Origin of the sequence: Mycobacterium sp. E3247 (genome assembly GCF_001667785.1) — a bacterium.
Classification (GTDB): Bacteria; Actinomycetota; Actinomycetes; order Mycobacteriales; family Mycobacteriaceae; genus Mycobacterium.
On record NZ_LZJG01000012.1, the window covers coordinates 1 to 13,631 of the forward strand.

At 69.2% G+C, this 13,631-nt stretch carries 13 protein-coding genes and 1 pseudogene; 3 read left to right on the top strand and 11 right to left on the bottom strand.

Annotation, left to right across the window (positions count from 1 at the left end; all coding sequences use genetic code 11):
• Both A9X04_RS00400 and A9X04_RS00405 read right to left on the bottom strand, forming a co-directional pair.
• On the bottom strand, window positions 1-579 hold a 579-nt coding region (locus A9X04_RS00400), incomplete at its 3' end, for a hypothetical protein (protein WP_067916700.1).
• Complete coding sequence (locus tag A9X04_RS00405; protein ID WP_067916677.1) at window positions 560-2,305, bottom strand: thiamine pyrophosphate-binding protein; 1,746 nt, start codon at window positions 2,303-2,305, stop codon at window positions 560-562. The genes A9X04_RS00405 and A9X04_RS00400, both read right to left, overlap by 20 nt.
• 78 nt (window positions 2,306-2,383) lie before the next feature.
• Here A9X04_RS00405 and A9X04_RS00410 point away from each other — a divergent pair, with 78 nt between their 5' ends.
• Window positions 2,384-3,079 (top strand): ABC transporter ATP-binding protein, encoded by a 696-nt coding sequence (locus tag A9X04_RS00410; protein WP_067916679.1) that lies wholly within the window; start codon window positions 2,384-2,386, stop codon window positions 3,077-3,079.
• Window positions 3,080-3,168: 89 nt separating this feature from the next.
• Window positions 3,169-5,568 (top strand): ABC transporter permease, encoded by a 2,400-nt coding sequence (locus tag A9X04_RS00415; RefSeq protein WP_231985625.1) that lies wholly within the window; start codon window positions 3,169-3,171, stop codon window positions 5,566-5,568.
• On the opposite strand, the pseudogene A9X04_RS00420 reads toward A9X04_RS00415, so the two are convergent.
• From A9X04_RS00420 to secY, 8 genes and pseudogenes are all read right to left on the bottom strand, one after another.
• A pseudogene (locus A9X04_RS00420) lies at window positions 5,555-6,182 on the bottom strand (class I SAM-dependent methyltransferase). The gene A9X04_RS00415 and the pseudogene A9X04_RS00420 overlap by 14 nt on opposite strands.
• Window positions 6,179-6,745: a DUF4389 domain-containing protein gene (locus A9X04_RS00425; RefSeq protein WP_067916702.1), complete on the bottom strand. Its 567-nt coding sequence runs from the start codon at window positions 6,743-6,745 to the stop codon at window positions 6,179-6,181. The pseudogene A9X04_RS00420 and the gene A9X04_RS00425 overlap by 4 nt, the downstream one beginning before the upstream one ends.
• Before the next feature lie 23 nt (window positions 6,746-6,768).
• Complete coding sequence (locus tag A9X04_RS00430) at window positions 6,769-7,971, bottom strand: NAD(P)/FAD-dependent oxidoreductase (protein WP_067916683.1); 1,203 nt, start codon at window positions 7,969-7,971, stop codon at window positions 6,769-6,771.
• Between the two features lie 9 nt (window positions 7,972-7,980).
• Entirely contained in the window at window positions 7,981-8,700 is a 720-nt protein-coding gene (locus A9X04_RS00435) for an anti-sigma factor (protein WP_102419957.1), read from the bottom strand.
• Window positions 8,701-8,740: 40 nt separating this feature from the next.
• On the bottom strand, window positions 8,741-9,286 hold the full coding sequence (locus tag A9X04_RS00440) for a sigma-70 family RNA polymerase sigma factor (protein WP_082974719.1): 546 nt from the start codon (window positions 9,284-9,286) through the stop codon (window positions 8,741-8,743).
• A gap of 48 nt (window positions 9,287-9,334) precedes the next feature.
• Window positions 9,335-10,135, bottom strand: coding sequence for a type I methionyl aminopeptidase (map, locus tag A9X04_RS00445; protein ID WP_067916690.1), 801 nt, complete (start codon window positions 10,133-10,135; stop codon window positions 9,335-9,337).
• Window positions 10,136-10,137: 2 nt separating this feature from the next.
• A complete protein-coding gene (locus A9X04_RS00450; RefSeq protein ID WP_067916692.1) occupies window positions 10,138-10,683 on the bottom strand; it encodes an adenylate kinase in 546 nt (181 codons plus the stop codon).
• Window positions 10,680-12,005 carry a preprotein translocase subunit SecY gene (gene secY, locus A9X04_RS00455; RefSeq protein ID WP_067916694.1) on the bottom strand — a complete coding sequence of 442 codons (1,326 nt, stop codon included), beginning with the start codon at window positions 12,003-12,005 and terminating at the stop codon, window positions 10,680-10,682. Before secY ends, A9X04_RS00450 begins: the two co-directional genes overlap by 4 nt.
• Window positions 12,006-12,226: 221 nt before the next feature.
• Between secY and A9X04_RS00460 the strand changes: the two genes are divergently transcribed.
• Window positions 12,227-13,132, top strand: coding sequence for a class I SAM-dependent methyltransferase (locus A9X04_RS00460; protein WP_067916697.1), 906 nt, complete (start codon window positions 12,227-12,229; stop codon window positions 13,130-13,132).
• A gap of 31 nt (window positions 13,133-13,163) precedes the next feature.
• Here the strand turns inward: A9X04_RS00460 and A9X04_RS00465 are convergent.
• On the bottom strand, window positions 13,164-13,631 hold a 468-nt coding region (locus A9X04_RS00465), incomplete at its 5' end, for a GNAT family N-acetyltransferase (RefSeq protein ID WP_067916699.1).

Here is a 13,631-nt window from a genome sequence, read left to right on the forward strand (position 1 = left end):
CTGCAGCTCCAGCGCATGCCCGGCACCGAACATGTCCCAGAAGTCGCCCACCCACACCGGCCGCTGCGGCGGCGCGGTCTCCGGGTACGGGTTGTGGTCGTAGAACGGGTGGTGGCAGTTCGTCCACAGCACAACCGATCCCGGCTTGTCGAAGACCACCTGCGCGTCGACGACGCGCATGAGGTAGACCATCCACAGGTGCTTGCCCTGGTCCCACGCGCAGTGGTAGTCGACGGTCCGCGCCGCCGCGTTGGCGACGGTCCGGGTGTAGATCTCGGTCTCCGAACCGAGCCGGTCGTAGGCCAGCCACAGGCCCGGCTCGTCGGTGGGTGTGAAGCCGCGCAGGCTGTACGTCCACTCCTCGAGGCTTCGGGTGTCCGCCATGTACTCATACAGCTCGGCCGGCGGGCACGCGACGTAATCGTTGACCGTGCAGTACTGCCCGAACACCTGATCGTGCGGGTACACCGACCGCATCATCTCCATGATGATCGGAGTCGCCTTCTCCCGCGGACTGGTTTCTATGCGGACCACCCCGTCGATGGGGGTGGGGATATCCTCAAGCGCTGGCAGCGACATCGGCCCGGTTCTCCTTCGCGGTCGAAACCTGTTCTGAAACGGCGTCATTCCCTGACGGCACGGCGAGAAAAGGGGCGAACGGCGGGATTTCATCGGCGTCGCATTCGACGCTGACCACCGCCGGGCCCTCGATGTCCAGCGACGTCCGGAGCGCCGCGGCCAATTGGGCGGGCTCGCTGACATCGACCGATGTCAGGCCGGGAAACATCGTCGCCAGACCGGTTCCCAGCGCGCTGGGCCGGAAACGGTTGTAGCTGTAGCGGTTCTGGTAGAACAGCTGCTCACGGGTCACGCACATGGCGTGGGCGTTGTTGTTGAACAACACGAACGTCACGGGAAGCGCGTATTGCACGGCCGTGTGCACCTCCAGACCGTGCATGAAGAACGCGCCGTCCCCGGCGATCACCACGGTTCGGCCGGCGCCCCGGCCGCCGTTCGCACGCCCGAACGCCATCCCGATCGCGGCCCCGAAGCTGTAGCCCATGCCGCCCATGCCGAGCGCGGCCACGAACCTGCCGCCGCGCCGCGCCGGCAGGTGATGGATGGCGGCCGCGCCGGTGTTACCGGCGTCGACCACGATGTCGGCCCCGTCGGGCAGGACGCGGTCCAGCACCGCCATGGCGTCGCGGTATCGGATCCCCGGTCCCGCCCCGGCCGGCGGTTTCAGCTCGGTGCGGGGGATCACATCGGGCACGCGCAGGCCGCTCGGGCGTCCGTGACCGCACAGCGCCTGGGTCAGCATGCGCAGCGAGCCGCGAAGGTCGTCGGTGTGCACATGGACGCAGCGCAGGTAGGGCCGCGCCGACCCGATGGACACCGTTCGCACCGCGGCTAGCGCGTCGTCCAGGCCTCCGCGCGCGGTGACCGTCAACCGGGTGCCGACAATGAGGCACACGGCGCTGGCGGCCACCGCTTCGGCCACGCTCGGGTGGCCCATCACGCCGGTCACCCCGAGCCCCGACGACGACCCCAAACCCGGTGTGCCCGCGACATCTTTGGCGTCCGGGACGGTGGCCACCCGCGCGCGCAGGAGCGCACGCAGCTGCTCGAGTTCGTCGCGGGCGTCGTCGCGGGCCACCTGCTCGCCGGCGATGATGGTGACCTGGCCGGTTGCGCGGCGCAGCTCGGAGGCGATGAGATGCGGGTTGCCGATCGGCGCGCTGAAACTGTTCGGGCACTCCGTGGCGTCGTCGACGGTGATGCGCGCCTGCTGAATGTCCTTGGGCAGCAACAACACCGCGGGGCCGCCGGTGCGCGCCGCGGCGACGGCGCGGGGCAACGCCGAAACGATGCCGGCCGGCGCCAGCACCCGCTCGCAGAACACCGACACCGCCGAAAACAGCGCACGGGCGTCGAGGGAACCGTTGCGGCCGCTGGTGTCCTGGAAGCTGCCCCGGCCGTCCATCGTGGTCGCGGGCTGGCCGACCAGGGCCAGCACCGGAACGCGGCTCGCGAACGACTCGCCCAGGCCGGCGACGAGGTTCAGTGCTCCCCCGCCCGAGGTCGCCGCCACCACGCCGAGCCCGGCGCCGCTCCGGCTGTAGCCGTCGGCCATGGTGGCCGCGGAGAATTCGTGTTTGGCCAGCACCGCGGTGATCTCGGGTTCGAAGTGCGCGGCGTCGTACAAATCCTCGATGTTGGCGCCGTCGACACCGAAAACGTGGTCCACCCCCAGTGCGGCGAGGTGGCCGACTATATGGTCGACCACCCGATAGTTGCCGAACATGTCATCAGACACGAATGGGGCACTTGGTCGGTTCACCCGAGCGGTGAACCGACCGCCGGCGGCTCTCGTGGTGTCTAGATGACCATCGAACTGCGCGACGTGGTGCGCGAGTATCGGGTCGGCGGTCAATCGGTCCGGGCGCTCGACGGGATCAGCCTGCGCCTCGACGGCGGTCAGTTCGTGTCGGTGGTCGGTCCGTCCGGGGCGGGCAAGAGCACGCTGCTTCATCTGCTCGGCGCGCTGGACTCCCCCGATTCGGGCTCCATCACGTTCGACGGCGAGGAGATCGGCCGCCTGGGCGACCAGCAGCAGTCCGAGTTCCGCCATCACCGAGTGGGTTTCATCTTCCAGTTCTTCAACCTGTTGCCGACGCTGTCGGCCTGGGAGAACGTGGCGGTCCCCAAGCTGCTCGACAGTGTGCGGCTGGGCAGGGCCAAACCGGATGCGATCCGGTTGCTGGACCGCGTCGGGCTCGGCAACCGGACCGAGCACCGCCCGGCGGAACTGTCCGGCGGCCAGATGCAGCGGGTCGCGGTGGCGCGCGCGTTGATGATGGATCCGGCGCTCGTCCTCGCCGACGAGCCCACCGGCAACCTCGACTCCGCGACGGGCGCCGCGATCCTCGCCCTTCTCGCCGAGGTGGCGCACGAGGACGGCCGCGACCGGTTGGTGGTGATGGTGACCCACAATTCGGACGCCGCCGCGGCGACCGATCGGGTCATCACGCTGCAGGACGGACGGGTCGGTTCCGACCTCCCGGCGGTCCCCGCGTGAGGATATCGGCGGCCGCGAGCCGAGTGCGCGTGCTCAGCCTGCGTGAGCTCGCCGTGCACCGTCGCCGCACGTTCGCTTCGATCGCCGTAATGGCCGTCTCCGCAACGTATCTGGTCGCGATATTCGGCATCTTCGGCTCGATCACCGGATCGGTCGACCGGCTGGCCAACGGGATCGCCGGCGTGGCAGCGCTGGAGGTGTCGGGCATCACCGACGCCGGATTCCCCGACACGATACTGGCCGACGTCGCCGCGGTTCCGGGTGTCGCCACCGCGGCGCCGATGATCCGGACTTCCGCGTCCACGGCGACGGGGCCGGTGCTGTTGCTCGGCGCGGATGCGCGCACCGCCGCGCTGGGTGGGGCCCTGAAGGATGCGGTCGCACGACCGGTGCAGGAGCTGTCCTCGACGCCGGGCGGCGTTCAGGTCGGGCCGCGGGTGGGTTATGCGAAAGGCCAGACGCTGCAACTGGGCTCGGGGTCGGTTACCGTCGCCGAGGTGCTCGCGGGCCGGCAGTTCGCGGACCTCAACGGCGGGCACTACGTCCTTGCCCCACTTGCGTTGGCACAGAACGTCACCGGCCGCCCCGGTCAGCTGGACTCGATACTGATCACCATCAAACCGGGCGCCGATCCGGCCGCCGCCCGGGCCGCCGTCACCGCCGCGGTCAACGGCCGCGCCGTCGTCGCCGCGCCGAGCCTGCGGGCGGCCCGGGCCGGCGACGGCGTCAAGCTGATGAACTACATGGCCCTGCTGGGGGCGGCGGTCGCGCTGGTGGTCGGCGCGTTTCTCATCTACACCACGATGACGATGGCGATCACCCAGCGCCGCCCCGTCATTTCCATGCTGCGCGCGATCGGCGGCCGGCGCGTCACCATCGTCGGCGACATGCTCGGCGAGGCGGCGATCCTCGGGCTCATGGGCGGGGCCATCGGGTCGGGCCTCGGAATCCTGGCGGGCCACCTGGCAATTGGTCGACTGCCACCTGCGATGACCCAGGGCCTCGAGGCCCGCGTCGAGTACTGGCTGCCCGGCTACGCCATCCCGCTGGCCGTCACGGCCACGGCGCTCACCAGCGTGGCCGCGTCGGCGATGGCCGCGCGGCAGGTGTACAAGGTCGCACCGATCGAGGCGCTGGCGCCCGCCGGGGCGTCGGCGGCGGACGTCGTGCCGCGATGGCTGCGGGTCGCGGCCGGTGTGGGCGCCGTCGCGGTGTCCGCGGCGTCGATCTGGGTGGTCATCGGCCAACGCGGCACCTTCGCGTTCGTCGCGATGGCCGCCCTGCTCAGCGCCGAGATCGCGCTGGGCTTCGCGCTCACTACGCCCATCGTCGCGGCCACGGCCGCGACGGCTCGCCTGTTCGGATCGTTCGGGGCGCTCGCGGCGGCCACCATCGAACGCGCGCCGCGACGAGTCTGGGCCACGGTGATGACCGTGTTGATCGGGGTCGTCACCACGGTGGTGATCACCGGCACCAACGCCGACATGATCCGCTCGGCCCGCGGCATCTTCTCCCCCGCCGCCGACGTCGACGTGTGGGTGAGCGCGGACGCGCCGGACAGCTATCCGACCGACGTTCTGCCGCAGGGCCTTTCCGAACGCGTGGCGGCGGTGCCCGGCGTGGCGCGGGTGACAGAGGGCGCATTCGGATTCGCCGTGATCGGCGGCACGCGCGTTCTGCTCGACGGCTTCTCCGCCGGAACCCACGACCCGCTCTTCCGCGCGCTCGACGAGCACCTGCGCGCCGACGTCCTGGCCGGCCGCGGTGTGGTGCTCACGCAGAACCTCGGCGCCGCGCTGCACGTGCGCGCCGGCGACCGGTTGCAGCTGCAGACACCGAACGGGCCGCGGCAGACGGCCGTCCTGGCCCTGGTGCCGTTCTTTTCGACCGTCATCGGAACGGTCGGAATCGACCTCGATCATCTGCGCACATGGTTCGATCGCCCGGCCGCGACGACCCTGCAAGTCACCGCGGCCCCCGGGACGGACCCGCGGCACCTGTTGGCCGACGTGCGCAAGGTGGTACCGGCGCCCAACCACGTGTACGAGGGTCGCGCGGCGCTGGCGGGGCTCGAAGCTCCGCTGCACCAGAGCATGTTCATCGCCAACGCCGTGTGGGTCATCGTCGTGGCGGTGGCCGCCGTCGCGCTGCTCAACACGCTGACGCTCTCGGTGACCGAACGCCGCCGCGAGATCGGTGTGCTGCGCGCCATGGGTTCCAGCCGCCGGTTCACCCTGCGGATGGTCCTGGCCGAGGCGGCCGGAATCGGTTTTGTGGGAGGCCTTCTGGGGCTGCTGTTCGGCTTGACCGACCAATGGCTGTTCAGCCTCATCAGCGGGGACATCATGAATTTCCAGGTCGGCTTCCGCCTGAGTCCGATGGGCCTCGCTTTTACCGCCGGGGCGCTGGCGATCTGCCTGCTCGGCTCGCTGCCACCGGCACGGCGTGCGGCGCGGCTGAACATCGTCGAGGCCGTCAGCGTGGAATGAGGACGGCGAAGCCTTGCAGATGGGGCTTGCACGGGAACGGGACCGGCGTGCGCGGGATGGTCCGCAGCGCCGTGGTGTCGAACCCGGCTGCGGCGATGGCATCCCGGGTTCGCCGGTTCGGCTCGCAACCGGCGGCCAGCCATGACCACGGCTTGCAGATCAGATCCTGCAACCGGCCCGTCGCGCCCTCCCCGCGCACGTGCTCGAGGACGACGAGCCTTCCCCCCGGCGTGAGCACGCGCCGTATCTCGGCCAGGGTGGCGGTCACGTCGTCGACCGAGCACAACACCAGGCCCACCGTGGACCGAATCGAAGCTGTTGTCGGGGAAGGGAATCGACTCGCCGGTCCCCTCGAGGATGTCGACGGCGATGCCGTGGCGATCGGCAAGCCGGGACGCCATCCGGCGGAACGGCGCCTCCGGCTCCACCGCGGCGACCGACGTCACCGTGGGGGGCAGGAACCTCAAGTCGGTGCCCGGCCCCAGGCCGAGCATGAGCAACCGGCCGCTCGCGTTACTCAGCGCCGCGCGCCGATACCGGTGATAGAACAGCCGGTCGAAGACCGGCTGCCCGAACCGATACACGTACGGGAACAAGGGATTGCGACGGGTCATTGCCCACCCAGATCCATTCGGAACGGCGGGTATTCGTCGCGCATCAGGGACACGTAGACGGCCACCCGGTAGCGCCAACGGACGATGCCCAGCAGGAGATCGTACATGCCCGCCGGGATGGTTCCGGTGCACAACAGCGTCACCGCGGTGATCACGCACAGCAGTTGCAGGAGCGGCTCCATGGACCAGCACAGGAGGATGTGCGGGACGGCGAGCAGCCACTTCACCAACACGGCCCAATTCCGCAGCCGCTGCGGATACTCGACCTGCAGGTCGCCGGGGTAGTCGGGCCGCGACGCGAGGGTGAAAGGCGGGTAGGAGTCCGTGCTGTTCATCGGGAACCTGAAATTCATGACGCGCCACGACCAGCGCAGCACGCCGACGTTGAAGTCGAAGAGGGGCCGCGGATACCGCCCGCTGCACAAGATGACGACGCCGGCGACCACGGTCGACAACGGATAGACCAGATAGAGCCCGATCAATATGGGGTAGTGCGGAACCGCCAGCACGCACCACTTCAACAGCCAGAGCCACCGCGACGGGGCGTCGAAATCGCCTCGCACCGTGACGCATTCGTCCGAAGCGTTCATGGACTGGATCGACCGGCCGTCGCTGCCCCCACCTCTCGACTGATCTCCCCGGACATGCGGCGGTGACTGGTCCACCGCAGAAACGTCGTCAGCGCGCGGGCCTGCAGCCGGTCGGGAATCAGCGCGGCCGGGCGCAGCACGACCTCCCCGTGGGAGACCGGCAGCGACGCCAGCCGGGACACAGCCATCACCCTGCGCCGGCGGGTCTTCTCATACCAGCGCAACGCGCTCGCAACGTCGCCGGTGCCGTGCCAATCCGACAGCGCCTTGCACAGCACCATGGTGTCGAGCAGCGCCTGGTTGGTGCCCTGCGCCAGGGTGGGCGGCATCGTGTGGAAGGCGTCCCCGAGCAACGTGACCGGACCGCGGCCCGCGGGAGGCATCGGATGCCGGAAATGCGGGTACGGCGAATGCGCCAGGTCGTCGTCGGTCAGTGCCGCCAGCACCCGATCGACGGTTCCGGACCACCCGGTGAAATGGGACCGGATGGTCTGGATCGGGCATTGCGGCCGCACGAAGTCGCATGACCACGGCAGGTCGAACCACCACTGCACCTCGGAGCCCCCGGCCGGCCACAGGCCGAGGTTGCCGCGCTCGCCGATGACCATGAGCGCGGAGTCCTTGTCCGGGACCTCCGGGAGGGTGATCAATCCCTGCCAGCTGCACCAGCCGGTGGGCTTCGCGTCGGGCGCACCGACGGTGTTGCGAACCATCGAGTGCAGGCCGTCGGCTCCGATCACCAGGTCCCCGTCGGCCGAGCCGCCGTCGCCGAACTCGACGCGCACGCCATCGCGCGTGCGGGCCAACGCGACCGCGTGGGCGCCACAGCGGATGCGGTCGGCCGGGAAACCGTCCAGCAGCCGCTCCAGCAGGATCCGGCGCGGCACCATCCGGACGGGCGCGCCCAGCCGGTCGGCGATCGCGGACACGTCCAGCGTCGCGAGCGGGCGGCCCGTGGACGTCACGGCTCGCACCGTGCGCAGCAGCTGGCCGGCCCCGTCCATCTCCACGCCGAGTTGCCGAAGCACCGTTTCGCCGTTGGACCAGATCGTCACCGCGCCGCCGGCCGCCCGCACATCCGGCCGCCGCTCCAAGACGGTGACGTCGTGGCCGTCTCGCAACAATCCCCTGGCCACCGAAATGCCGCCGACCCCGGCGCCCACCACCAGGGCCCGAAGCGGACGCCGGTGGCTGGACATGTCAGTGGCCTATAACGAACGCTGCAGCAGAACCTGGCCGCTGTCGGCGGCCACCACCTGCACCGCGGCGATCTGGTCGACCGGCGTCGAGATGCTGCCCGCGGGCGTCGCGGTGCGGCCGGGTTCGGCCACCCAGGTCGCCAGCCGGGTCTGGGTGCCGTCGCGACCCACCACCACCATCGCCAGGGTGTCATGGTGGGCGTTGAGCGGCGCCAGGCACACGCACCGCAGGTTGATGGACGTCCCCCAGTGCTCGCTGGACAGCTGCACCGTCGAGGCCAGCAGGGTGGTGCCCACCTGCGCCATCGGCGCGGAGGGCGCGGCCACCTGCGGCGACGGCGACGAGGAATACCCCTGCACCCCGACGAACACGCCGACGGCCAGGACCACGGCCGCGGCCGACGAGGCCACCCAGGTCACGATCCGCGTGCGGCGCCGCCGCCAGCTCACCTTGCCCAGCAACGACGGCAGCAACTGCGGCGACAGCTCCGGCGTCACCGGCGCGGGGCCGGACTCGTGGATCGCGGCCACCTCGTCCCCGCCGAGCTGCGACAGCAGGGCCGGCACACCACTCAGGTCGGCGACGGCCTCGCGGCAGGCCGGGCAGTGCGCCAGGTGCGCCTCGAATTCGCGTCGCTCGCTGGCCGACAACGAGCCCAAAACGTATGCGGCATCCCACATCACGTAGGGATCGTCCGGAGCGCCGATCCCCCGTAGCGGCGTTTTCATGTCATCCATTTCCTCATCACCCTTTAAGCATTCGGAGCCCTCAGCGGGTGACCCCAAGTTCCTGCAGAGTGAGCCGCAACGCCCGCACGGCGTAGTGTAGTCGCGACTTCACGGTTCCCTCGGCGATCCCGAGGTCGGCGGCAATCTGGGCGGTCGTCCATCCGCGGTAATAGGACCGGTCTATGACGGCCCGGTGCTCGGGGGACAGTTGCGCCATTGCGTCGGCGATCAGCAGTTTGTCCAGCGCCGCATTCACCTCGTCCGGGGTGGACCGTTCCGGCGCGCCCGCCTCGTCGGTCGAGCCGACGACGTTGCGGAACCGCGCGCTGCGCCGGTCGTCGATGATCATGTTGCGGGCGACGGTGAACAGCCAGGCCCGCGCCGAGCGCTCGGTGTCCCCGACGACCTCCGGATGCTGCCAGGCCCGCAGCAACGTCTCCTGCACGACGTCCTCGGACTGGCTCGCGTCCCCCGTCAACCGGAGCGCGTACCGCCACAGGACCGCCGCGTGCTCGTCGTAAAGCGCCTTCATCAGGGCGGCTTCGGCAGCCCCGGATGCCCGCCAACCGCCTGCCACACGAGCCACTCGATCACCTCCGACTTCTGATACGAGTCGAATGGCTGTTTAGTTCACCTAAGGCTGTGTCAGGATGCGCGGCCCGGCGTCGGTGACCGCGACGGTGTGTTCCCAGTGCGCCGCACGGGACCCGTCGGAGGTGGTGACGGTCCACTCGTCGTCGAGCACCATGGTCTTGCCCGTCCCGAGGGTCAGCATCGGTTCGATGGCCAGCACCGACCCGGGGGCCAGCAGCGGACCCCGGCCGGGCGAGCCCTCGTTGGGCAGGAACGGGTCCATGTGCATCTGCCGGCCGATGCCGTGCCCGCCGTAGCCCTCCACGATCCCGAAGGCGCGCCCGTGCCGCTCCCGCGCCGCCCGAGTGCCCGTTTCGATGGCGTGCGAGATGTCGGTCAGCCGATTGCCGGGCACCATCGCCGCGATGCCGGCTTCCAGTGATTCCCGGGTGGCGTCGCAGAGGGCCTGGTCGGCGGCGTCGAGCGTGCCGACACCGAACGTGATCGCGGCATCACCATGCCAGCCGTCCAGCACCGCCCCGCAGTCGATGGAGACCAGGTCACCGGGCGCCAGGATCTCCGCGGCCGACGGTATCCCGTGCACCACCCGCTCGTTGATCGACGCGCAGATCGACGCGGGGTATCCGTGGTAGCCGAGGAAGGACGGCACCGCGCCGGCCTCCCGGATCACCGACTCGGCGATCTGGTCCAGGCCCAGGGTCGACACTCCCGCAACCGCGGCCGCCCGCACGGCCTGCAGCGCTGCCGCCACCACCGCCCCCGCCGCAGCCATCGCGTCGAGTTCACCGGCGGTGCGTTGCGGCACGACTTTGCGACTCCGCAGCCGCGCCAGCGGGTTCACGGTTACTTGCCCAGCGCTTGCAGGGCACGGGCGAACACTTCGTCCATCGTGCCGACGGCGTCGACCGTCTTGAGTTCGTCGCGGTAGTACTCCAGCAGCGGCGCGGTCTCGTCGCGGTAGACCTTCATCCGGTTCAGGATGACGTCGTCGGTGTCGTCGGCGCGGCCGCGCGACTTGAGCCGCTGCAGCAGCTCCTCCTGCGAGACCCGGAACTCCAGCACGGCGTCGATGTCGGTGCCCCGGTGCTCGAGCATCTGGTGCAGCGCTTTGGCCTGCTCCGTCGACCGCGGATAGCCGTCCAGGATGAAGCCGTCGGCCGCGTCGGGGTCGTTCAGGCGGTCGTCCACGAGCTGGTTGGTCAGCTCCGAGGGCACCAGGTCACCGGCGTCCAGATAGCGCTTGGCCTCCAGGCCGAGTTTGGTCCCGTTCTCGATATTGCTGCGGAACAGTTCCCCGGTGGAGATTTGCGGGATACCGAGCTTTTCCGAGAGCTTCTGGGCCTGCGTCCCCTTACCCGCCCCGGGCGGTCCCAGTAAAACGACTCTCACTTGAGGAACCCTTCATAGTTGCGCTGCATGAGCTGGCTCTCGATCTGTTTGACCGTATCCAAGCCAACACCAATCATGATCAAAACCGCCGTACCGCCGAACGGCAAATTCTGAACCGCTCCGCCATTGCCGATTTGCAGGAACAAGTTGGGCAGCACGGAGATCGCGCCGAGGTAGATCGAGCCCGGCAGGGTAATTCGGCTCAGCACATAACGCAGGTAATCGGCGGTGGGCTTGCCCGGCCGGATGCCGGGGATGAACCCGCCGAACTTCTTCATTTCGTCGGCACGCTCGTCGGGGTTGAACGTGATCGACACGTAGAAGTACGTGAAGAAAATGATCAGCCCGAAGTAGATGCTGATGTAAATCGGATCGCTGGGGTCGGACAGGTAACTGCCGACGAACTTGTCCCACCAGCTGTTGCCCACACCGCCGCTGCCGCTGCGAATGAGCTGCGTGATCAGGTGCGGAATGTAGATGAGCGACGACGCGAAGATGACCGGGATGACGCCGGCCTGGTTGACCTTGAGCGGCAGGTAGGTCGACGTTCCGCCGTACATGCGCCGGCCGACCATGCGCTTGGCGTATTGCACCGGGATGCGGCGCTGCCCCTGCTCGACGAACACCACGCCGACGATGATGACCAGGGCGGCCACACAGACAGCGGCGAAAATCATCCCGCCGCGGCTGTCCAGGATGGTCTTGCCCTCCGACGGGATGCGTGCCGCGATGCCGACGAAGATCAGCAGCGACATCCCGTTGCCGATGCCGCGCTCGGTGATCAGCTCGCCCATCCACATCACCAGCGCCGCGCCGGCCGTCATCACCATCACGATGACGACCAGCGTGAAGATGCTCTGGTCGGCGATGATGTCCAGCGAGCAGCCCTGCAGCAGCCCGCCGTTAGCCGCCAGGGCCACGATGCTGGTCGCCTGCAGGATGGCCAGCGCGATGGCCAGATAGCGGGTGTACTGCGTCATCTTGGCCTGGCCGGACTGGCCTTCCTTGCGCAGTTCCTCGAACCGCGGGATGACGACGGTGAGCAGCTGCACGATGATGCTCGCGGTGATGTAGGGCATCACCCCCACCGCGAACACCGTCAGTTTCAGCAGCGCGCCGCCGGAGAACAGGTTGATCAGCGAATAGATCTGCCCGGCCGCGCCGCCGCTGGCCTCTTTGATGCACTGCTGGACGTTGGGGAAATTGACGCCGGGGGACGGCAAAGCGGCGCCCAGCCGATAGAGAACGACGATGCCCAGCGTGAAGAGGATCTTCCGTCTCAGGTCGACTGTCCGCAGCGATGAGATGAAAGCCGAAAGCACTCTTCCTCCTGCGAGCCGGGGGTCTCCTGCATTACGCGCCCAACACCCCGCAGGCCAGGACGTACGGCGTCGCGCGTCAAACCGTGTACGAGACTAACAGCTGAGCCGGGTGAGTCGGTCCAGGCCCGTCATCGGGCGACCGATAAATGCACAGGAAGCCGTCAGCGGTTGAGCGTAGAGTGCTCTTGACTCGTTGCGTTCGCTAAGTAAATGGGAGCAGGATGACACGCACTGACCAAGACAGCTGGGACCTGGCCTCCAGCGTCGGTGCCACGGCCACGATGGTCGCCGCGGCGCGCGCGCTGGCCAGCGAGGGCACCGACCCGATCATCGACGACCCGTTCGCGGCGCCGCTGGTGCGGGCCGTGGGACTGGAATTCTTCCGCCGGCTGGTGGACGGCGAGATGACCCGCGCCGATGCGCAGGACGGCGAGCGCGACCTGCAGCTGGAAACGGATTCGATCGCCGTGCGCACCCGCTTCTTCGATGACTTCTTCCTCAACGCCGCCCGCGACGGCATCCGCCAGTCGGTGATCCTGGCCGCCGGCCTGGACGCCCGCGCGTACCGGCTGGGCTGGCCGCCCGGCAGCGTGGTCTACGAGGTCGACCAACCCAAGGTCGTCGAGTTCAAGACCGCCGCGATGGCGCAGCTGGGCGCCACGCCCACCGCCGACCGGCGCACCGTCAGCGTCGACCTCCGCGACGATTGGCCGGAAGCGTTGCGGCGCAGCGGATTCGACCCGACGCAGCCGACATCGTGGAGCGCCGAGGGCCTGCTGATGTACCTGCCGCCCGAAGCCCAGGACCGGCTCTTCGACAACATCACCGAGCTCAGTGCGCCCGGCAGCGTGTTGGCCACCGAATTCCACGGCGACTCCGGGCGGACGATGACCGAACGCGCCCAGCAGTTCAACGAGCGCTGGGCCAACCTGGGCTGCGACATCGACCTGTCCGGGCTGTTCTTCGACGGCGAGCGCAGCAATGTCGTGGACTACCTGACCGGCCGAGGCTGGCGGGTGACCACCCGCGAGCGGCGGGAGTACTTCGCCGACTACGGCCTGGTCTTCCCCGACGACGAGACCTCGCAGCTGCGCAACATCGTCGCGGTCACCGCGACGCTGGGCTGAACGCCGGAGCGGACCCTGGCTTTGCCGTAGCTCAGGCGGGCCGGGCGGAGGGCGCCCGCACCACCATCGGCACGGCGGGGAAGCACCACGCCATCTCGGTGCGCGACTTGCGCAGCGCGGCGGTGCCGTACCCCTTCTTGCGGTGCTCGGGGTGGATCCAGATGCGCACGTTGACCTCGCCGCCCAGCAGCTCGCCGAACACCATCCCCACCTTCTCGCCCGAGTCGACGGCCACGAACCAGGCGGCCTCCTCGTCGTCGAGGCGGGAGAGCGCGGCTCCGATCTCGTCGTCGAGGTTGCCGGCCGGTCCGCCGGAGCCGTCACCGGCGGCGCCCATGTCCTCGGTGCGGGCGGCGAAGATGTCGCGGTCCTTCTCGGCGGAGAAGGGCCGCAGCTCGAGGGTCTCCCCCGAGCTGGCCGGACGCTCGCCGAGGGTGAAGCTGAGTTGTTTGTTCAGGTCCTCGAGTTCGGCCAGGATCTTGCGGCGCGAGTCGATGGT